This window comes from Flavobacterium sp. (assembly GCF_046073885.1).
Taxonomy (GTDB): Bacteria; Bacteroidota; Bacteroidia; order Flavobacteriales; family Flavobacteriaceae; genus Flavobacterium.
On sequence record NZ_JBJTND010000016.1, the window covers coordinates 1 to 20,192 of the forward strand.

At 33.5% G+C, this 20,192-nt stretch carries 24 protein-coding genes; 16 read left to right on the plus strand and 8 right to left on the minus strand.

Annotated elements, in window-relative coordinates:
• From ACKOWY_RS02460 to ACKOWY_RS02470, 3 genes are all read left to right on the plus strand, one after another.
• The coding region (locus ACKOWY_RS02460; RefSeq protein WP_408939856.1) for a KUP/HAK/KT family potassium transporter at positions 1-883 on the plus strand (883 nt) is incomplete at its 5' end.
• A 92-nt stretch (positions 884-975) separates the two neighbouring features.
• Complete coding sequence (locus tag ACKOWY_RS02465) at positions 976-2,190, plus strand: RsmB/NOP family class I SAM-dependent RNA methyltransferase (RefSeq protein ID WP_408939857.1); 1,215 nt, start codon at positions 976-978, stop codon at positions 2,188-2,190.
• 3 nt (positions 2,191-2,193) lie between these two features.
• Positions 2,194-3,285 (plus strand): endonuclease, encoded by a 1,092-nt coding sequence (locus ACKOWY_RS02470; protein WP_408939858.1) that lies wholly within the window; start codon positions 2,194-2,196, stop codon positions 3,283-3,285.
• A 36-nt stretch (positions 3,286-3,321) separates the two neighbouring features.
• Here ACKOWY_RS02470 and ACKOWY_RS02475 read toward each other — a convergent pair whose 3' ends face one another.
• Together ACKOWY_RS02475 and ACKOWY_RS02480 are read right to left on the minus strand one after the other, a co-directional pair.
• A complete protein-coding gene (locus ACKOWY_RS02475) occupies positions 3,322-4,359 on the minus strand; it encodes an RluA family pseudouridine synthase (RefSeq protein ID WP_408939859.1) in 1,038 nt (345 codons plus the stop codon).
• Positions 4,349-4,972 (minus strand): PASTA domain-containing protein, encoded by a 624-nt coding sequence (locus tag ACKOWY_RS02480; protein ID WP_408939860.1) that lies wholly within the window; start codon positions 4,970-4,972, stop codon positions 4,349-4,351. Before ACKOWY_RS02480 ends, ACKOWY_RS02475 begins: the two co-directional genes overlap by 11 nt.
• Positions 4,973-5,054: 82 nt before the next feature.
• On the opposite strand from ACKOWY_RS02480, the gene ACKOWY_RS02485 reads away from it, so the two are divergent.
• Genes ACKOWY_RS02485 through coaD form a run of 3 tightly spaced genes read left to right on the plus strand, consistent with a single transcriptional unit; the run spans position 5,055 to position 7,112 of the window.
• A complete protein-coding gene (locus ACKOWY_RS02485) occupies positions 5,055-6,041 on the plus strand; it encodes a D-alanine--D-alanine ligase (RefSeq protein ID WP_408939861.1) in 987 nt (328 codons plus the stop codon).
• A gap of 3 nt (positions 6,042-6,044) precedes the next feature.
• Positions 6,045-6,653, plus strand: a complete 609-nt coding sequence (locus ACKOWY_RS02490) for a zinc-ribbon domain-containing protein (protein ID WP_408939862.1) — start codon at positions 6,045-6,047, stop codon at positions 6,651-6,653.
• Positions 6,654-7,112, plus strand: a complete 459-nt coding sequence (gene coaD / locus ACKOWY_RS02495; RefSeq protein WP_408939863.1) for a pantetheine-phosphate adenylyltransferase — start codon at positions 6,654-6,656, stop codon at positions 7,110-7,112.
• 2 nt (positions 7,113-7,114) lie between these two features.
• On the opposite strand, the gene ACKOWY_RS02500 is transcribed toward coaD, so the two are convergent.
• Positions 7,115-7,702 carry an NUDIX hydrolase gene (locus ACKOWY_RS02500; protein ID WP_408939864.1) on the minus strand — a complete coding sequence of 196 codons (588 nt, stop codon included), beginning with the start codon at positions 7,700-7,702 and terminating at the stop codon, positions 7,115-7,117.
• Between the two features lie 7 nt (positions 7,703-7,709).
• Here ACKOWY_RS02500 and pyrE point away from each other — a divergent pair, with 7 nt between their 5' ends.
• Positions 7,710-8,351 (plus strand): orotate phosphoribosyltransferase, encoded by a 642-nt coding sequence (gene pyrE, locus ACKOWY_RS02505; protein WP_408939865.1) that lies wholly within the window; start codon positions 7,710-7,712, stop codon positions 8,349-8,351.
• 51 nt (positions 8,352-8,402) lie between these two features.
• Positions 8,403-8,795, plus strand: coding sequence for an SRPBCC family protein (locus ACKOWY_RS02510; RefSeq protein WP_408939866.1), 393 nt, complete (start codon positions 8,403-8,405; stop codon positions 8,793-8,795).
• Between the two features lie 4 nt (positions 8,796-8,799).
• Here ACKOWY_RS02510 and ACKOWY_RS02515 read toward each other — a convergent pair whose 3' ends face one another.
• Positions 8,800-9,531 carry a biotin--[acetyl-CoA-carboxylase] ligase gene (locus ACKOWY_RS02515; RefSeq protein ID WP_408939867.1) on the minus strand — a complete coding sequence of 244 codons (732 nt, stop codon included), beginning with the start codon at positions 9,529-9,531 and terminating at the stop codon, positions 8,800-8,802.
• A 94-nt stretch (positions 9,532-9,625) separates the two neighbouring features.
• Here ACKOWY_RS02515 and rsfS point away from each other — a divergent pair, with 94 nt between their 5' ends.
• The 8 genes from rsfS (at position 9,626) to ACKOWY_RS02555 (ending at position 17,503) form a co-directional block, all read left to right on the plus strand.
• Positions 9,626-9,997 (plus strand): ribosome silencing factor, encoded by a 372-nt coding sequence (rsfS, locus tag ACKOWY_RS02520; RefSeq protein ID WP_408939868.1) that lies wholly within the window; start codon positions 9,626-9,628, stop codon positions 9,995-9,997.
• Between the two features lie 15 nt (positions 9,998-10,012).
• On the plus strand, positions 10,013-11,941 hold the full coding sequence (gene ftsH / locus ACKOWY_RS02525) for an ATP-dependent zinc metalloprotease FtsH (protein ID WP_408939869.1): 1,929 nt from the start codon (positions 10,013-10,015) through the stop codon (positions 11,939-11,941).
• A 112-nt stretch (positions 11,942-12,053) separates the two neighbouring features.
• Positions 12,054-12,653 carry a lactate utilization protein B/C gene (locus ACKOWY_RS02530; RefSeq protein WP_408939870.1) on the plus strand — a complete coding sequence of 200 codons (600 nt, stop codon included), beginning with the start codon at positions 12,054-12,056 and terminating at the stop codon, positions 12,651-12,653.
• A 1-nt stretch (position 12,654) separates the two neighbouring features.
• Positions 12,655-13,545 (plus strand): phosphatidate cytidylyltransferase, encoded by an 891-nt coding sequence (locus tag ACKOWY_RS02535; protein WP_408939871.1) that lies wholly within the window; start codon positions 12,655-12,657, stop codon positions 13,543-13,545.
• Positions 13,535-14,185: a phosphatidylserine decarboxylase family protein gene (locus ACKOWY_RS02540; RefSeq protein ID WP_408939872.1), complete on the plus strand. Its 651-nt coding sequence runs from the start codon at positions 13,535-13,537 to the stop codon at positions 14,183-14,185. The genes ACKOWY_RS02535 and ACKOWY_RS02540 overlap by 11 nt, the downstream gene beginning before the upstream one ends.
• The gene (locus ACKOWY_RS02545; protein ID WP_408939873.1) at positions 14,186-14,458 is read left to right on the plus strand and encodes an acyl-CoA-binding protein; all 273 of its coding nucleotides are present in this window, start codon (positions 14,186-14,188) and stop codon (positions 14,456-14,458) included.
• Between the two features lie 4 nt (positions 14,459-14,462).
• The gene (locus ACKOWY_RS02550; RefSeq protein ID WP_408939874.1) at positions 14,463-15,233 is read left to right on the plus strand and encodes a superoxide dismutase; all 771 of its coding nucleotides are present in this window, start codon (positions 14,463-14,465) and stop codon (positions 15,231-15,233) included.
• Positions 15,234-15,265: 32 nt separating this feature from the next.
• On the plus strand, positions 15,266-17,503 hold the full coding sequence (locus ACKOWY_RS02555; protein ID WP_408939875.1) for a M20/M25/M40 family metallo-hydrolase: 2,238 nt from the start codon (positions 15,266-15,268) through the stop codon (positions 17,501-17,503).
• Between the two features lie 51 nt (positions 17,504-17,554).
• Here the strand turns inward: ACKOWY_RS02555 and ACKOWY_RS02560 are convergent, their stop codons facing one another.
• From ACKOWY_RS02560 to ACKOWY_RS02575, 4 genes are all read right to left on the minus strand, one after another.
• Entirely contained in the window at positions 17,555-17,902 is a 348-nt protein-coding gene (locus ACKOWY_RS02560) for an Hpt domain-containing protein (protein WP_408939876.1), read from the minus strand.
• Positions 17,902-18,513 carry a fumarylacetoacetate hydrolase family protein gene (locus ACKOWY_RS02565; protein ID WP_408939877.1) on the minus strand — a complete coding sequence of 204 codons (612 nt, stop codon included), beginning with the start codon at positions 18,511-18,513 and terminating at the stop codon, positions 17,902-17,904. The genes ACKOWY_RS02560 and ACKOWY_RS02565 overlap by 1 nt, the downstream gene beginning before the upstream one ends.
• A gap of 19 nt (positions 18,514-18,532) precedes the next feature.
• Positions 18,533-19,306, minus strand: a complete 774-nt coding sequence (locus ACKOWY_RS02570) for an exonuclease domain-containing protein (RefSeq protein WP_408939878.1) — start codon at positions 19,304-19,306, stop codon at positions 18,533-18,535.
• A 125-nt stretch (positions 19,307-19,431) separates the two neighbouring features.
• On the minus strand, positions 19,432-20,192 hold a 761-nt coding region (locus tag ACKOWY_RS02575; RefSeq protein WP_408939879.1), incomplete at its 5' end, for a 2-oxo acid dehydrogenase subunit E2.

Below are 20,192 nucleotides of genomic sequence, written 5' to 3' on the forward strand. Positions count from 1 at the left end.
CTATGGTTTAGCCATCATTTTGTGTATGATTATGACAACCGTTTTATTGAATTTTTATTTGATAATGAAAAGAGTAAAATGGTATTTTATTGCGCCTTTAATTTCAATTTATATCATCATTGAATTCAGCTTTTTAAGAGCTAACGTGACTAAATTTATAGATGGTGGATATGTAACGCTTTGCATCACAATTGTATTAATATCTATCATGTCTATTTGGTATTTAGCTAAACGAATTAGCAAAAATTATACTAAAATGGTTAAGATTGATTCATACAAGAAAGTATTAGCCGAATTAAGTTTAGACCTTTCTATTCCTAAATATGCTACACATTTAGTATACATGACCAATTCAAATCGCATTGATGAAATTGAAGAGAAAGTAATGTATTCTATACTTCAAAAACGTCCAAAAAGAGCCGACTTATATTGGTTTATTCACGTTAACATTTTAAGTGAGCCGTATAAAAAAGAATATAAAGTAAGCGAAATCATTAAAGACGATTTATATCGAATTGATTTCTATTTAGGATTTAGAGAACCTACTAAAATCAACTTAATGTTCAAAGAAGTATTGAAAGATATGGTAAACAAAGGAGAAGTTGACGTTACCAGTAGATATGAATCTTTAAATAAAAACAATATTCTAGGGGATTTTAAATTTGTGCTTTCAGAGAAATTTTTATCCAATGACAGTGACTTAACGTTCTTCGAAAACATTGTAATGAATGCTTATTTCTTCATGAAAAAACTTAGTTTATCAGAAGAAAAAGGATTCGGACTTGATAGTAGTTCTGTTAAAGTAGAACAATTTCCTATGGTGCTTCATCCACCTGAAATTATCGATATGAAAAGAATTGACTCCCACGGAGATCATCATTAATAATTTCAAAAAAATATTTAAAAAAGTATGCGTCCTGCATACTTTTTTGTTTTATATAAAAGCAATACCTTTGCAGGCTTAATAATTACAAAATGAGATTACACCGGAATTTAGTTTATACCACTATCGATTCTTTAAATGCAATTTTTAATGAAGGTGAATATGCAGACAAAGCAGTTGCACGCGCATTGAAAAAAGACAAGCGTTGGGGAAGTTCCGATAGAAAATTTGTTGCCGAAACCATTTATGAAGTGGTGCGTTGGAAACGATTGTATTCTGAAATTGCCGAGGTAAAAGAACCCTACAACAGAGAAGACATTTGGAGAATGTTTGCTGTTTGGGCAGTATTACGAGGGTATCCAATTCCGGATTGGAGACAATTAGACGGAACACCCGAAAGAAAAATCAAAGGAAGATTTGACGAGTTATCTAAAACTAGAAAAATACGTGAATCGATTCCAGATTGGATGGATGAGCTGGGGGTAAAAGAATTAGGCGAAGCACTTTGGACAAAAGAAATAGCTGCCCAAAACAAACAAGCACAAGTAATTTTGAGAGTAAATACTTTAAAAACTACTAAAGAAAAATTACGTGCCATTTTAATGGACTTAAATATTGAAACCGATTTTTTACCCAATCAACCGGATGCTTTAGTACTCAAAGAACGTGCTAACGTATTTATGACAGATGCATTTAAAGAGGGTTTATTTGAAGTACAAGACGCCTCTTCCCAATTGGTTGCTGCATTTTTAGAAGTAGCTCCCGGAATGCGCGTTGTTGACACGTGTGCTGGTGCAGGTGGAAAAACTTTACATATGGCCTCATTAATGCAAAATAAAGGTCAGTTAATTGCTATGGATTTATACGAAAGCAAATTAAAGCAGTTAAAATTAAGAGCTAAAAGAAATGGTGCTTTTAATATTGAATACCGCATAATAGATACTACTAAAGTCATAAAAAAATTACACGAAAAAGCCGATCGAGTATTGATTGACGCACCTTGTAGTGGTTTGGGAGTTTTGAAAAGAAATCCGGATGCCAAATGGAAATTACAACCCGAATTCATTGATAATATTCGAAAAGTGCAATCGGAAGTTTTAGAAAGCTATTCTAAAATAGTAAAGCCAGGCGGGAAAATGGTATATGCCACCTGCTCTATTTTACCATCTGAAAATCAAGAACAAATTGCTAAGTTTTTAAAAACAGAAATTGGTAAAAAATTTAAATTAGAAAAGGATTGTAAAATATTGGCTTCCGAATCGGGATTTGACGGATTTTACATGGCTTTATTAGAAAGACAATCTTAACATATGAAACATTTATTTTCATTACTTTTTTTTGCATCGGCAACACTTGGGTTTGCACAAATTCCAGCAGGTTATTATGATACAGCTACTGGAACCGGATTTACACTTAAAACTCAATTATACAATAAGATAAGCCCTCATACTACTTTAATTTACGGGTCTGGATTGTGGAGTTTGTTTACCACTTCAGACGTAAGACCAGATGGATATGTATGGGACATTTATTCCAATTGTAATTTTGTTTTTGGACCAGTTGCAAATGGAGGAAATCAAGACGATGGAACACTAGGAAATCAAGAATGTCAGCGCTACAACAAAGAACACACTTTCCCTCAAAGTTGGTTTGGAGGCCAAGTATATCCCATGTATTCGGACGCACATATTGTGATGCCAGCAGACAAAAAAGACAACAGCATGAGACAAAGTTTAGCCTACGGAATGGTTGCTTCAACTGTTGTTAATCCAATAGGAAATGGCTGGAAAATAGGTGCTTGTACTACACCAAATTACCCGTACTCGCTACAAGTATTTGAACCTGCGGATCAATATAAAGGCGATATTGCCCGTAATTATTTTTATATGGCAACCTGCTATGAAAATGCCATTGGAAGTTGGCAAACATTCAACGCTAGTGGAGATACCGTTTTAGATGGTACAAACGATAACGTTTTTGAACCTTGGTTTTTAAACATGCTTTTAATTTGGCACAATCAAGATCCAGTAAGTCAAAAAGAAATTAATCGTAATAATGCTATTTACGCAGTTCAAGGTAATAGAAATCCATTTGTTGATCACCCAGAATATGTTTGTCAAATATGGACTAATGCCTGTGCAAACTTAAATATCGATTCGTTTCAAGTAGCAAATGTTAGCGTTTATCCAAATCCAAGTTCAAATCACAAAATCACAATAAATACTTCTGTTTCTGTAGATGCAATCCAAGTGATCAACATAAACGGTCAAACAATATTAGAAGTAAACAAACCGCAATTCATTGATAACCATTTTGAATTAGAGAATTTACCTCAAGGTTTTTACTTCTTAAAATTGGATTCGAACAATCATTCAATTACCAAGAAAATCAGTATCAATTAATAGTAATAAAAAAAAGAGCTTTAATAAGCTCTTTTTTTATTCTTCTTCTGTACCAATTGATTTCGAATAAACCCTCCATTTTTCAATACAATCAGCCATATCTTTTGGAATTTTAGTATCAAAAAGCATGTATTTTCCAGTAGTAGGATGAACAAAACCCAGTGTTTTAGCATGAAGTGCTTGTCTTGGAAGTGTCTTAAAACAATTATCAATAAACTGCTTGTATTTCGTAAAGGTAGTTCCTTTTAGAATCAAATTTCCTCCATAGCGTTCGTCATTAAACAAAGTATGTCCGATGTGTTTTAGGTGTACGCGAATTTGATGAGTTCTACCCGTTTCCAATTTGCAAGAAATTAAGGTTACATAACCAAAACGCTCCAATACTTTATAATGTGTAACTGCATGTTTTCCTATTTCGGGATCGGAAAATACAGCCATTTGCATTCGATCTTTCAAATGACGCGCAATGTTACCTGTAATGGTTCCTTCATCTTCTTTTACATTTCCCCACACCAAAGCAATATATTCTCTTTCGGAGGTTTTATCTTCAAATTGCTTAGCTAAATGTGTCATGGCCGCTTCTGTTTTGGCTACAACTAACAATCCTGATGTATCTTTATCAATTCGGTGAACCAAACCAGGTCTTTCAGAACTATTTAACGGAAGATTTTCAAAATGGAAAGCCAAAGCATTTACCAAAGTCCCGGTGTAATTTCCATGTCCAGGATGCACTACAAAATTTGGCGGTTTGTTAATTAACAATAGGGCATCGTCTTCATATACTATATCCAACGGAATGTCTTCAGGGTCTACTCTATTTTCAAAAGGGGGATGCGCTAATAATATTCGGATAACATCCAAAGGCTTTACCTTATAATTGGATTTAACAGGCACATCATTAACGTAAATATCGCCATTTGATGCTGCATTCTGAATTTTATTCCGAGTAGCATTGGGCACCATTAACATTAAATATTTGTCAATTCGTAATAAGGCCTGCCCTTTCGGCACATCAAATCGGTAATGTTCAAAAAGCTCTTCTTCAGGCTCTTGAAAATCAATGTTATTGCTCATTTGGAATTGTATCGGTTGGCATTTCGGTATCTGGAATAGAATCTAACTCGGTATCATCAAAGACAACCTTTCCATCTCCTAAAACTAAATCAATTCTAGAAGCTTTTAAAACACGGGTTCCCGGTTTAATTTTCTTTCCGTTCATCCACATTTCTAAAACCATATCTTTCCCAATGTAAGGAATGTATTTTATGGTACCCTCTTGCAATCCAATTGCTTTTAAAGTAGGAACCGCTTGACGGTACGTTTTTTCAATTAAATCAGGAACTGCAACCATTTTAAAGGTTGCTGCATTTATTTTAATATATATTTTTCTACCACCTTTTACTTTTGAACCAGCAGTTGGTTCCTGCTGTACCACAGTTAGTTTTGGGTAACCGGGATTGTAATCAACTGTATCAATAATTTCGTAATCTAAATCGAGTTCGCTTAATTTTTCATCCACTTGCTCTTCGTTTAATCGTGCCAAATTAGGCACTGTAATCTCATTGCCATGGTTGGTTACAAAAGTGATCCAATGAAAAAACAAAAAAGCAATTACGGCAACTATAGCCATCGCTGCCAATACTTGGGCTACAAAAACTTTACTGGTAAGATATTTTCTTAAACTCATAAAAAATGTATTTATGGCAAAGATATAATTTTTAGTTTCAACAATTGTGCTATTTTTGTATAGTAATTAAAATAATTCCTCAATGAACGTAGCAGTTGTTATGGGAGGATATTCTGATGAATCGGTAATATCCTTACGAAGCGGACAGTTAATCTTAACTAGTTTAGATCAATCTAAATACACCCCTTTTGAAGTACATATTCTTTTAAACGATTGGTATTGTTTAATTGATGGTGTGAAGTTTCCCATAGACAAATCTGATTTTTCGATTTTGAAAGACAACAAAAAAATTAAATTTGAGGTTGCAGTCAATACCATTCACGGCACACCAGGAGAAGACGGACACATGCAAGCTTATTGGGAATTGGTTGATTTACCTTACACTGGATGTAATTTTTATCAATCGGCGTTGACCTTTAATAAAAGAGATACGCTTTCGGTTTTATCAAAATTTAATATCCCAAAAGCCAATTCAATTTATGTAACCAAAGGCGATGCAATAGATGGAACTAAAGTAGCTGCCGAATTAGGACTTCCTTTTTTTGTGAAACCAAATCAATCCGGAAGCTCATTAGGAGTTTCCATGGTTACCACTCTTGAAGATTTTCAAAAAGCACTTGATTTTGCTTTCGCAGAAGACAACGACATTTTAATTGAATCCTACTTAAATGGACGCGAAGTATCAGTGGGAGTTTTAAAATACCAAGGTGAAACCAAAGTTTTAGGAATCACCGAAATACTTTCGCAAAACTCTTTCTTTGATTATGAAGCCAAATACTTAGGAAAATCAGAAGAAATTACTCCGGCTAGAATATCACAAGAAGTTGAAAATCGAGTGATTGAAACGGCCAAAAAAGTATATGAATCCTTGGGCATGACGGGTTTTTCAAGAACCGATTTCATCATTATGAATGATGTTCCGCATTTCATTGAAATCAATACCAATCCGGGGTTATCGCCACAAAGTATTTTCCCGCAACAAGCAGCCTATGCCAAAATGGAAATGAGCAATTTGCTAGAAAACGAAATTAATTTAGCTTTACAGCGCAAACCAATTTGGAAAAAGTAATTTATGATTGTATTAGTTGGAACTAGAGACAGCATAATTAAAAAAGGAGAAGCACCCAACGTGACTTGTCCGCATTGTCATTCTACTTCCACTATAAAATATAATATTCACAGCAGATATACACAAATCACTTTTATTCCGTTATTTCCAGTTGAAAAAAAGGCAAGCTTGTGGTGTAGCAATTGCGATCAAGAAATAGCATTAAACGATTTGGATTCCAGCACAATTTCAAAACTTGCCGCTGAAAACAATAATTTAAGAAGTCCCCTTTGGATGTATTTTGGTAGTTTTGTTATTGTTTGTTATATACTTTATAGTCTGTATAGTTTTTATAAATCCGATTCTAAAACTTCTTTATTCATTAAAAACCCGAGGGCAGAAGATGTGTATTTTATGAAAGATTCCAAAGGATATTATTATACATTCAGGATTGACAAGATTACTAAAGACAGCATTTACACCACTGAAAATGATTATCAAGTATATGCACCTTATGATATTGACGACATCAATGTATCTGAAAATTACACTACTAAAAAAAGTAACTATTCTAAAAAAGAATTACTCGATTTATTCCAAGACGGTAAAATTACTGCTATAAAAAGAAATTAAATGAAAAGAGCTATATTTCCAGGATCATTTGACCCAATAACCAAAGGTCATTTTGACATTATAAATAGAGGAATTTCGTTGTTTGATGAAGTAATCGTTGCTATCGGAATTAATGCCGATAAAAAATACATGTTTTCACTTGAAGACCGCAAACTCTTTATTGAAGAAGCTTTTAAAGACGAACCAAAAGTAAAAGTGATTACCTACGAAGGGTTAACTATTGATTTATGTCACAAAGAAAATGCTCAATTCATCCTTCGTGGTTTAAGAAATCCCGCCGACTTTGAGTTTGAAAAAGCAATTGCACACACTAATAGAAAATTATCCAAAATTGAAACCGTCTTTTTACTAACGGCCGCTAAAACATCGTATATTAGCTCTAGCATTGTGCGTGATGTTATTCGAAATGGTGGTGATTATACCGTTTTGGTTCCTGATTCGGTACGAATTAATAAGTAAAACTAATTTTCAAATAAAAGCTTGATGTTCTCATACGAATTAGTAAGGGCTTCTTTTATTTGCTCTTGATTAAGCCAAGCTACTTTTTCTATTCCTTCATTTTCTTGCGGAATTGGAGTCCCCTCAAATGTGGTTGTCATTTCAAACCAGTGGGTAATTTTTAATCTGTAAACTCCATTTCTTTTAAACACATGGTAGGTTTTTTGTAATTTTTTAGAAATTTTCAAATCGGTTACTCCAGTTTCTTCTTCCACTTCACGAATAGAACAATCTTCAATTTCTTCTCCTTTATCACAACCACCCTTAGGTAAGTCCCATTTACCATTTCTAAATATAAATAAAACTTCCCCTTTTTTATTATAAACCAATCCCCCACCTGCTTTTTTTACAGGTATTTTTTCTTTAACCTTACTCAGTATTTCTTTTTCATCTGGATGATACAAGTAGGCTTTCTTAATCTTATTATTGAACATCTTTACTATAAGCTGTTCAATGTCAACCGTTTCAAGTAAAAACAGTTGAAAGTCGGTTTCTTTTGCGACTTGATTTGTTAAAAAAAGTGGTTTGTCGTTTACAAAAACTTTATACATTTGCAGTATGATTTATAATACGAAAACAGCCGAAAAAACAGCCGAATTGCTTTTACAAATAAATGCAATTAAATTGAATCCGTCAAATCCATTTAAATGGGCTTCCGGATGGAACTCTCCTATTTATTGCGACAATCGTTTAACCCTTTCATTTCCAGCGATTAGAAATTTCATCAGAGATGAATTTGCCAAACAAATTAATGAAATTTATGGTAAACCAGATGTTATTGCAGGGGTTGCTACAGGCGCAATTGGCATCGGAATTCTTGTTGCCGAAGAACTTGGACTGCCATTTGTTTATGTAAGACCAGAGCCTAAAAAACACGGAAGACAAAATCAAGTGGAAGGTTTTTTACAAAAAGGTCAAAATGTGGTGGTGGTTGAAGATTTAATATCAACGGGAAACAGCAGTTTACTTGCCGTTGAAGCTTTAAAAGAAGCCGGAGCGAATGTAAAAGGAATGATTGCCATCTTCACTTATGGATTTGCAGTTGCTGAAGAAAATTTTAAAAATGCAGGTGTTGAATTACATACACTAAGCAACTATGAAAACTTATTAAATTTAGCTGTAGCTAAAAATTATATTACCGAAAAAGAACAAACTACACTTCAAGAATGGCGCACGAGTCCGTCTACTTGGGGAGTGTAATTATTTATAAATAGAGGATAGATTTTTTTAGTTCCTCGCAATACCAATAAAATGAATTTAGAAAGTCCGAAAGTAACTGTAGAAAAATCATCTGAACATTTATTCAATGCTTTGTCTGATGTTAAGAATTACGAAAAATTAATGCCAGATAACATTGCAAAATTTGAAGTTCTTGGAGATGATATTTTTAATTTCGGCTTGTCTGGTATGCCTGAAATCAAATTGAGATTAAAAGAAGGAACGCCAAATTCAAAAATACTATTGGTAGCTGCAAGCGATAAATTACCTTTTTCTTTGAATGCTTCAATAAATGAACTTTCTCCAAATTCAAGTGAAGTACAACTTGATTTTGAAGGAGATTTCAATCCCATGATGGCAATGATGATCAAAGGACCTATTACCAAATTCATGGAGACTTTGGCTAATAACATGCAAAAATTGTAATTAGTTACAATAAAATTTGGACTTCTTTAATTCCGAAGCTTTTTATTGAATCGTCTTCCAGTTTTATTTCCAACAATCCATTTGTGGAAACACCCTGAATTATCCCCATAAACTTATGTTGATTGGCATCTTCAAAGGCCAAAGGAACATTTATTTTATATAAATTGCAGTGGTAGTCTTGCCACAATCTATCGGTTTGCCTGGTAAGTATATAACTGCAATTTTTCTTAATTTGAAAGATAAGTTGATTTAAAATTTCATCCAAATCAAATTCAGAATTGGTTACCACGGCCATTGAGGATGCTTTAGGTAGGTTTTCAAAACTCTTTTGGTTTACATTCAACCCAATTCCAACAACCGATTCTATTTTCCCATCGGATTTAATGCTGTTTTCAATTAATATGCCAGCAATTTTTTTTTGCTCTGACATAATGTCGTTCGGCCATTTAATAGCTAAATTAGGTAAGTCATTCGCTTTCAACACCTCAAAAATGGATAGAGCAACAGCTACATTAAGATGAAATATTTCATCAACATCTTGCAAAACATCTTTAATCAAAATACTAGTAATTAGATTCTTACCTTCTTCAGAAACCCAAGCAGCACCCATCTGCCCCCTACCCTTTGTTTGCTTATTTGCAACAACAGTGGTAAAATTTTCTACAATTTGATTTCGAGAAAGCTCCTTTAAATAGTCGTTTGTAGAATCTATGGCACTGAGTTTGATTACAGACATGTAAAATATATTATAAAATTGACGTTTAAACTTATGTTAAGCTTCAAAATTAAGGACAATTTTTGATACATTTGCATTTCATACAAAATAATAGATGGCAAAAAAAACAGTGAGCACCGATGTTTTATTAACAAACATCCTAAAAGGAATTGAAGAAGTAAAAGGAAATGATATAGATATCCTTGATTTAAGAGAAATTGACAATGCAGTATGCGATTACTTTGTTATTTGCAGTGGAAATTCTAATACTCAAGTGAATGCAATTGTAAATTCAATCCAAAAAATAGTTTCCAAAGAAATTAAAGACAAACCTTGGCATGTGGAAGGTACTGATAATGCCGAATGGGTGTTAATGGACTATGTGAGTATAGTTGTGCATGTTTTTCAAAAAGAAATTCGTGAATATTACAACATCGAAGGATTGTGGGGAGATGCAAAAATAACTTCGATTGCAAATAAAAATTAAAGATAAAGAAACAAAATGGCAGAAAATAAAAAACCAAGTGGTTTAAAATTTAGTCCGTGGTGGATTACTGGAGCAATCATTTTTATGTTTGTTCTATTGAATATATTTAACAGCAACGGATTACAAGATCCAACTAAAATTTCTTCCTCAAAATTTGATGAGCTATTGAATAGTGGTCAAATTGAAAAAGTTATTGTTTTTAATAAAGTACAAGCAGAAGCCTATCTTACTTCAGCTGCTTTGAAAGAAAAATCAAACAGCAAAGTTGCGAAAGATCCATTATTTGGCGGAGTAAATAAAGGACCGCATTATCTTTTTGAAATTGCAGATGCTCAAAATTTTGAAAATAAATTAATAAAAGCAAAGACTGCTAACAAATTAAAAGACTACGACTTTAAAATTAAAAGCGATTGGTCGGAATATATTGTAGGCTTCCTACCGATGTTACTTTTAATTGGAGTTTGGTTGTTTTTTATGAGAAGAATGTCAGGTGGTGCTGGCGGCGGAGGCGGACAAATATTCAATATTGGAAAATCAAGAGCCAAATTATTTGACGAAAAAGAAGATGTTAAAACCACTTTTAAAGATGTAGCCGGATTAGAAGGTGCGAAAGAAGAGGTTCAAGAAATTGTAGAGTTCTTAAAAAACCCTGAAAAATATACCGTACTTGGTGGTAAAATTCCAAAGGGAGCCTTATTAGTAGGGCCTCCAGGAACTGGTAAAACCTTATTAGCAAAAGCAGTTGCAGGAGAGGCAAAAGTACCTTTCTTTTCATTATCGGGTTCCGATTTTGTTGAAATGTTCGTTGGGGTTGGAGCTTCTCGTGTTAGAGATTTATTTAAACAAGCCAAAGAAAAATCGCCTGCAATCATATTTATTGATGAGATTGATGCAGTAGGTAGAGCTAGAGGAAAAAATAATTTCTCTGGAGGTAATGACGAAAGAGAAAATACTTTAAATCAATTACTTACCGAAATGGATGGTTTTGGAACCAATACCCATGTAATTGTTTTAGCAGCTACCAACAGAGCCGATGTTTTGGATAAAGCTTTAATGCGTGCTGGACGTTTTGACCGTCAAATTTATGTGGATCTTCCAGACATTAGAGAGCGTAAAGAAATTTTCGAAGTGCATTTGGCACCTCTAAAAAAAGTAGAAGGTTTAGATACTGAATTTTTAGCAAAACAAACTCCAGGTTTCTCGGGAGCAGATATTGCTAATGTGTGTAATGAAGCCGCTTTAATTGCTGCTAGAAACAATAAAACTGCGGTAGACAAACAAGATTTCTTAGATGCTGTAGACCGTATTGTAGGTGGTTTAGAAAAGAAAAATAAAATTGTTACTCCTGCAGAAAAAAGAGCAATCGCAATACATGAAGCAGGTCACGCAACGGTGAGTTGGATGTTAGAACATGCAGCACCACTTATTAAAGTTACTATAGTTCCGAGAGGACAAAGTTTAGGAGCTGCTTGGTATTTACCTGAAGAACGATTAATTGTTCGACCAGATCAAATGCTTGATGAAATGTGTGCTACGATGGGTGGGCGTGCAGCAGAAAAAGTAGTTTTTGATACAATTTCAACCGGTGCTTTATCAGATTTAGAAAAAGTAACCAAACAAGCGCGTGCTATGGTTACTATTTATGGTTTGAATGACAAATTGGGGAATGTAACTTATTACGATTCATCTGGTCAAAGTGAATACAATTTCAACAAGCCTTATTCTGAAGAAACTGCTATAACTATTGATAAAGAAATCTCCTTATTAATTGAAAGTCAGTACCAAAGAGCCATTAATATTCTAAACGAAAATAAAGAGAAATTACTGCAACTTGCCGATATTCTTATTGAAAAAGAAGTGATTTTTAAAGATGATTTAGAAGCAATTTTTGGGAAAAGACCTTTTCAAATTTCTGAAGAAGAAACTACTGAGGTACAAGAATAAAATTTATTTATTCAAAAAATGTAAAAATCTTAATTCAAAAAATGTTTTTGAATTAAGATTTTTTTATCTTTGAAAGTTTTCAAGCAAGAAATAAAGAATTTTATTTAGTACTATGAGTCTTTTTAGAAAAATATTTGGCGGTAGCAATGAGTCATCTGAAGATGATGGCATGAGCGAATACAACAGTCCAAAGCCTTCCAACTTACCTGTAGATGATTTATTTACCTTTAACTTTAAGAAAAATGGAGGTAAATTCATTTATTGCGAAAACTTAAATGAAGTAAAAGAACAATTCGAAAATATATTAGAAGAAAACGATTGGTTTGAAAGCGAAGTATTATGTTACGAATCAAAATTGTTTTCCTTATTGGATGAAAATAAATTAGAATACAATAACGTAACTGCTCCAAAATTCTTTTTCGCAAGTTGTGAAAATTTACTTGCAGATGAAGGTTCGGTTTTATTTTCTTCAAATCAAATTAAACATAAAAAACCTAACGAACTTCCAGACAACATTGTGATTTTGGCAACTACAAGTCAAATTCTAGAAACAAAAAGCGACGGACTTCGTGCTATAAAAAAGAAATACGATAAAGATTACCCAACCAATATTACTGCAATCAAGTATTTTGAAAAAGTTCAAGAAGAAGACTTCTTAACTTATGGTAGCTCTGCAAAAAATCTTTATTTATTGTTACTAGAAGATTTGTAACATGAATGAAACTTTAAAGCGGGCGATATCGGGTGCGGTTTATATCATACTTCTTATCGCTTCTATTCTTTATTCAAATGAAACTTTTTTCATGCTATTCGGAATATTCCTACTTATTACCGTATACGAATATTGTGCTTTAGTTCATCTTAAAAAAATCATCTCTATTCTTTTTGCTTTCCTGTTATACGGAGTGGTAACTCTTATTTGCTTTTACAAAAAAGAAGTTCAAAGCTTTTTATTAAACACAACCCATAAGCACTACCAGTTAGATGTAGACATCACACTTTTATACCAAATATTACTTGGCATCACCATAATCACCTCGCTTAAATGTATCCATTTTTTATTTAGTGATCGTATTCAAGAAGTTTCTCAATCAAGCAAATTAATTTACCTTTTAGGATATATTATTCTTCCCTTTTTATTCATTACCAAAATATCATTTGGAATAAAAGAATACAATCCAAAAATAATTATCGGTTTATTTATTTTGATTTGGACGAACGATACATTTGCTTACATCGTAGGTAAATCAATTGGGAAACATAAATTATTAGAACGCATCTCCCCTAAAAAAACTATTGAAGGTTTAATAGGAGGTATCGCATTTAGTATTTTGGGAGGTTTTTTAATTTCGAAATATTACATTCAGGCTAGCCCAGAATTTAGCGAAAAATCAATTAAAATTTGGATCACTATTGCCATTATTGCTTCTGTTATTGGAACATTAGGCGATTTAATTGAATCCAAGTTGAAGCGTGTTGCCGGAGTAAAAGATAGCGGAAAAATAATGCCCGGTCATGGTGGCATTTTAGATCGCTTAGATAGTGTTATATTTGTAGCACCTTTTGTATTTTTGTTTTACCAAATTTTATATTATGTTTCATAAAGAGGGAGCCAAGATTATTCTTATTTCTACATTCATTTTTACTGTTTTATTATTAGGAACACCTTACCTTACAGATAATCCGTGGATATTAAAACCGGTGCAATTATTTTTATTGGTATTTTTATTTATTATCCTTCAATTTTTTAGAAATCCGAATCGCGCCTTAGTTCCAAACGATCAACATGTTTATGCGCCTGTTGATGGGAAAGTAGTAGTTATTGAGGAAGTTTATGAACCTGAATATTTTAAAGACAAACGAATTCAAGTATCTATTTTCATGTCGCCAATTAATGTGCACGTAACCCGTTATGCAATTGGAGGAAAAGTTAGATACAGCAAATACCATCCAGGAAAATATTTAGTGGCTTGGCACCCAAAAGCAAGTACTGAAAACGAAAGAACAACCGTTGTTATAGAAAATAGAGTTTTTGGCGAAATACTTTATCGTCAAATAGCAGGTGCTTTAGCAAAAAGAATCGTAAACTATGCCGAAGAAGGAACTTTTGTTCGTCAAGGTGAAGATGCCGGATTTATTAAATTTGGCTCAAGAGTTGATTTATATTTTCCATTAGGAACAACTATTAACGTAAGTTTAAATCAAAAAGCAGTAGGAAATAAAACTATAATTGCTAGTAAATAAATGTCGGAAAAAGACTTAGAAACAAGATTTGAAGAAGCTGTTGAAATAGCCAACGGCATGACGCAAGACTCCTTACCTCAGGATGTGCAATTGCGCCTTTATGCCTTGTACAAACAGTCTACACAAGGCACAATAAATAACCGAATTTACCCGGTATATGATTTAAGAAATGCATTTAAAATGAATGCATGGATGCAAATAAGTCACCTTACAGAAGATGAATGCAAGGAATTGTACATTGAAGCAATTCTTTCTTTAGCAAAGAAAAAATAGAATCATGAAAAAAATACTTACCCTAGTTTCTTGCGCTCTATTAGTAATCACTACTGGGGCATGCAAAAGAAAAAAATATACAGAAGTTGTTGAAGTTCCTCTTCCTTCAGTTGAAGAAAAACTAACTATTGGCTCACCTGATGATGTAAAAGCAGAATCGGGAGCTTTTGAATTGGTTGAATTACCCTTTAGATATGATGCCTTGGCACCAAATATTGATGCTCAAACCATGGAAATTCATTATTCAAGACAGTATTTGACTTTTACCAATAATTTGAACAAAGCGCTTTCAAGAACGGATTCTGAAAACACTCCAATAAAAGATATTTTAAAAAAATTAGATTTATCAAACACCGAATTAAGAAATAACTTAGGTGGATATTATAATCATAGTTTGTATTTTGAAGTCTTAACTCCCAAAGGAGGAGCGGCCCCAGCAGATACTTTAGCTAGTGCAATCAATAGAGATTTTGGTTCTTTTGATGATTTTAAAGTTCAATTTAGAGACGCAGCCAATAAACAATTTGGTTCGGGCTGGGCTTGGCTTGTAGTGGATGCATCTGGAAAACTTCAAATAACCAATACTCAAAATCAAGACAATCCTTTAATGCCTCGATCTGAAGTTTCGGGAACTCCAATTTTAGGGATTGATTTATGGGAGCATGCCTATTATTTGAATTATCAAAACAACCGAAAAAAATATATTGAAAATTTCTTCCGTTTAATCAATTGGAAAAAGGTGGAAGAAAATTTTGAAAATGCCATTGAAAAATAAAACTACCCTACTTACCAAATTTATTTTATAACATGTATTCAAATAAAAAAAATTTATTCTATCAATTTATTGCCCTTTCAATTAGCTTAATCTCATTTGGTCAAGAGAAAAATCTAAAAAACATTCAAAAACTAACTTTTGGTGGAGATAATGCAGAAGCTTATTTTAGTCCGAGTGGCACTATGTTAACCCTGCAAATTAACAATCCGAAAATGGGAATGTCTTGTGACCAAATCTATATGTTGGATTTACAAAACACACCTTATACTACCGATAAATTAAAACCCATTTCATCTGGAAAAGGAAGAACTACTTGTTCGTATTTTATGCCTGATGGAAAACATATTATTTACGCCTCTACATTTGCTTCAAATGATGCTTGCCCTCCTCCACCAAAACCACATGATGGAAAATATCTTTGGGCAGTTTACCCAGAATTTGATATATACATGGCCGATCTTGATGGAAAAATCGTAAAGCAATTGACTAATTCACCAGGATATGATGCCGAAGCAGTGGTTTCACCAGATGGTAAAAAAATTGCCTTCACCTCTACCCGTTCGGGAGATTTAGAGTTATGGACCATGGATATAGACGGAACCAATTTAAAACAAGTAACGCATGGATTGGGTTATGATGGTGGTAGTTTCTTTTCTCATGATAGCAAAAAATTGGTTTTCCGTTCTTCACGACCAAAAACAGAAGCTGAAATTGCAGATTACAAAGCTTTATTAAAAGAAAATGTAGTTGCCCCTACAGAAATGGAAATTTATACATGTAATGTAGACGGAACTGACATCAAACAAATTACACATTTAGGAAAAGCCAACTGGGCTCCATTTTTTCACCCTTCAGATAAAAAAATAATATTTTCATCCAATCATCATTCTACTCACGGTTATGATTTTCAATTGTATATGATTGATATTGATGGAACCAACTTAAAACAAATTACTTGGGAAAGTGAATTTAATGCATTCCCAATGTTTTCACCTGATGGAAAAAAATTAGTTTGGTCAAGCAACAGACAACAAACTGCAGCAAGAGAAACCAATGTTTTCATTGCAGACTGGGTTGACTCTGATGAAGCAGAAAATGCAAAACCAGAGCTATTAAAAAAACACATTTCTTATTTGGCTTCCGATGAATTACAAGGAAGATTAACCGGATCTGCTGGTGAGCAAAAAGCAGCCGATTATATTACATCACAATTTAAATCATTAGGATTAAAACCTTATGATGGAAAAGATTACATTCAAAAATTTGATTACACTATTCGCTTAAATCCACACGACACAACGAACACCAGCAGCGTTTCAAATACAGGAAGAAATGTAATCGCTTATTTAGACAATAAAGCAGCTAAAACAATAGTAATTGGAGCGCATTACGATCATTTGGGATTAAACGAACACAATAATTCCACGAAAGCCAATTCAAAAGGTGAAATACATAATGGTGCCGATGACAATGCTTCAGGAGTTTCAGGTGTATTAGAATTAGCTAGAATGTTCAGCAAAAATAAAGCAATAGAAAAAGTGAACTTCATTTTTGCTTTATTCTCGGGAGAAGAAGATGGCTTAATTGGATCGAAACACATGGCTGAAACAATCAAAGAAAAATATCCAAATGTTGAGGCCATGATAAACATGGACATGATTGGTAGATTAAATGCTAAAAAAGAACTTGTTGTTGGTGGAGTAGGAACTGCATCAGAATTTAAAGCAATTATTGAAAAAAATAAGCCAGCAGGATTTAACATCACTCAAGAAGAAAGCGGAGTTGGCCCTACAGATCATACTTCTTTTTACTTGAAAGATATTTCCGTTTTGAATTTCTTTACAGGCACTCATACCGATTACCACAAACCTAGTGATGATGAAGATAAAATAAATTACACCGGTGTAACCAATATTGTTGACTATGTTTTTAGAGTCACCAATGATGTTGCTGATTTAGAGTCGGTTGCTTTTATTAAAACTAAAAATAACGCAGGTAAAACAAGACCAAAATACAAAGTAACTATGGGAATTATGCCTGATTATACAGAGCATGGCGATGGGTTACATGTTGATGGCGTTACCGATAATCGTCCGGCTCAATTAGCTGGAATAAAAGAAGGGGACATTATTACTAAAATTGGTACTTCCGAAATTAAAGAAGTGTACAGTTATATGGATGCCTTAGCAAAAATAACCCCAGGCGAAGAACTTGATGTTATTTTTATCAGAGACGGCGAAACTAAAACGGTGAAAGTAAAATTTGAATAATTTTAATTAATACTAAAAAATCCCCAAGTTGTTCTTGGGGATTTTTCTTTGTTATTGAATTGAATAATCTTTCTTAATCTCTTTAATCGCTTTTCCAATTTGGATTTTTATGCTATCAAATGTTGCGGCGATTTCTTTTCTTTTACCTTTTAATTGAGCCCAAGATTCGATTAATATAATATCATCATGGGTAATTAACATACCAAACAATTCCAAGGATGGCTTTATCTTGTGTGCAAATAAAAAGGCTTCTTCATATTTTTTTTGCTTAATGGCCTTTTCTAATTCTTTTAAATCTTTCGGTACATCTTCAACAAAGATTCGAGCGATTTTCAACACAAAATCGGTATCGCCATCAGCCAATGCAAAAACTTTAGCAAGGTTGTAATTTATAGCCATTATTTTACTTGGATTCTAAATGATTTTTTATCCTCTAAATAACCTTCCAAAATATCATTGGGCTTCACTGCAGCAACTCCTTCAGGAGTACCCGTAAAGATAATATCTCCTTTTTTCAAAGTGAAAAATTGAGAAACATGAGCTATCAATTCATCAATTTTCCAAATCATATGACTGGTAGTTCCAAGCTGAACAATTTCTCCGTTTTTCACTAGTTTGAACTCAATATTATCTAGCGATTTATAATCGCTTTTAGCATAAAAATCACCAATAACTGCCGCCCCATCAAACGACTTTGCTTTTTCCCAAGGCAATCCTTTTTCCTTCAACTTTGCTTGTAAATCTCTTGCTGTAAAGTCAATTCCTAATCCAATTTCATCATAATAATTGGAAGCAAATTTAGGTTCGATGTACTTCCCTACTTTATTTATTTTCACAAGTAGTTCAACCTCATGATGCACATCATCTGTAAACTCAGGAATTACAAATGGATGCTGTTTTAACAAAATGGAAGAATCGGGTTTTAAAAAAACAACTGGTTCGTCTGGACGATCGTTTCCAAGTTCTTCAATATGCTTTACATAATTTCTACCGATGCAAATAATTTTCATAAGGGGACACTCTATATTACTAGCCTTTTGTATTTAATTTTCTGAGTTTGATTCCGGTTAATACCTTTTTGGTATACAAAGGAAAATCGGCACCTTGAATCCATCCATAATATCCCGGTTCTTTTTCTAACACTTCTTCTACCAATTGCCCTTTATTTTTTCCGAAAGTAAATATTTCTTTACCTTCATTATTTAAAGCAATAAATCCTGCAAAATCTACCGATTTTTTTCTAGTGGTAAATTCAGAAAGCCATTTGGCATCGTTTTCCAAATCCTCATAGCGATCCAATTGGGCTTTAAGCACTTCATAAGTTGCTATGGTATCTGCTTCTGCAGAATGTGCATTTTCGAGACTGGCATTACAATAAAATTTATATGCTGCACTAAGTGTTCGTTCTTCCTTTTTATGGAAGATGGTTTGAACATCAATAGAAACCCTATTTTTCATATCAAAATCAACTCCTGCGCGCAATAATTCTTCAGCCAATAACGGAATATCAAATCGATCGGAATTAAAACCTCCCAAATCAGAATCTTTAATCATGTTGTGCACTTGAGAAGCCAATTCATTAAAATTAGGCTCATTGGCTACCTTTTCATTTGTAATTCCATGCACCGCAGAAGCCTGAGCCGGAATTGGAATAGTTGGATTAACCAACCATGTTTTGCTCTCTGTAGTTCCATTAGGAAATACTTTAAAAATAGATATTTCTACAATTCGATCTTTAGAAACATCAATTCCTGTTGTCTCCAAATCAAAAAAACAAAGTGGTCGGTTTAATTTTAATTCCATTAGTTATAATTTATAAGCAAATATAAAATTTTGTGTTTGTTGGCAATCGATTTTGATGTATTATTTTCAAACAAAAAACCCTTTCTTTTTGAAAGGGTTTTGATATTATCTATTAATTTAATTTCTTAATATTCTCTGTTTGCATCAAATGCCTCAAGGTATTCTGCAACACGTTTTACAAAACTTCCTCCTAACGCGCCATCTACTACTCGGTGGTCGTAGCTGTGTGACAAGAACATTTTTTGACGAATTCCAATAAAATCACCTTCTGGTGTTTCAATAACCGCCGGAACTTTACGAATCGCTCCTAAAGCTAATATTCCCACCTGTGGTTGGTTAATAATTGGGGTTCCGAATACCGATCCAAAAGTTCCCACATTTGTTACCGTATACGTTCCGCCTTGCGTATCATCGGGTTTTAATTTACCTGCTTTAGCTCGGTTACCCAAATCATTTACAGCTTTAGCCATACCCACCAAATTCAATTGATCAGCATTTTTAATAACCGGAACAATTAAGTTTCCATTAGGTAAAGCTGCTGCCATACCTAAGTTGATGTTCTTTCTTTTGATAATATAATCTCCATCAACTGATATATTCATTCCAGGGAAATCTCTTAAAGCTTTAGCAACCGCTTCCATGAAAATTGGAGTAAAAGTTAATTTCTCTCCTTCTCTCTTTTCAAATGCCGTTTTAACTTTATCTCTCCATTTTACAATATTGGTAACATCCACTTCAATAAACGATTGCACGTGAGCAGAAGTTTGAACTGAAGCAACCATATATCCAGAAATCAGCTTTCGCATACGATCCATTTCTACAATCTCGTCACCTCCATTTACCGAAACCGGAGTCGCAATAGGTTGTGTAGCTTGTGGTGCTGATG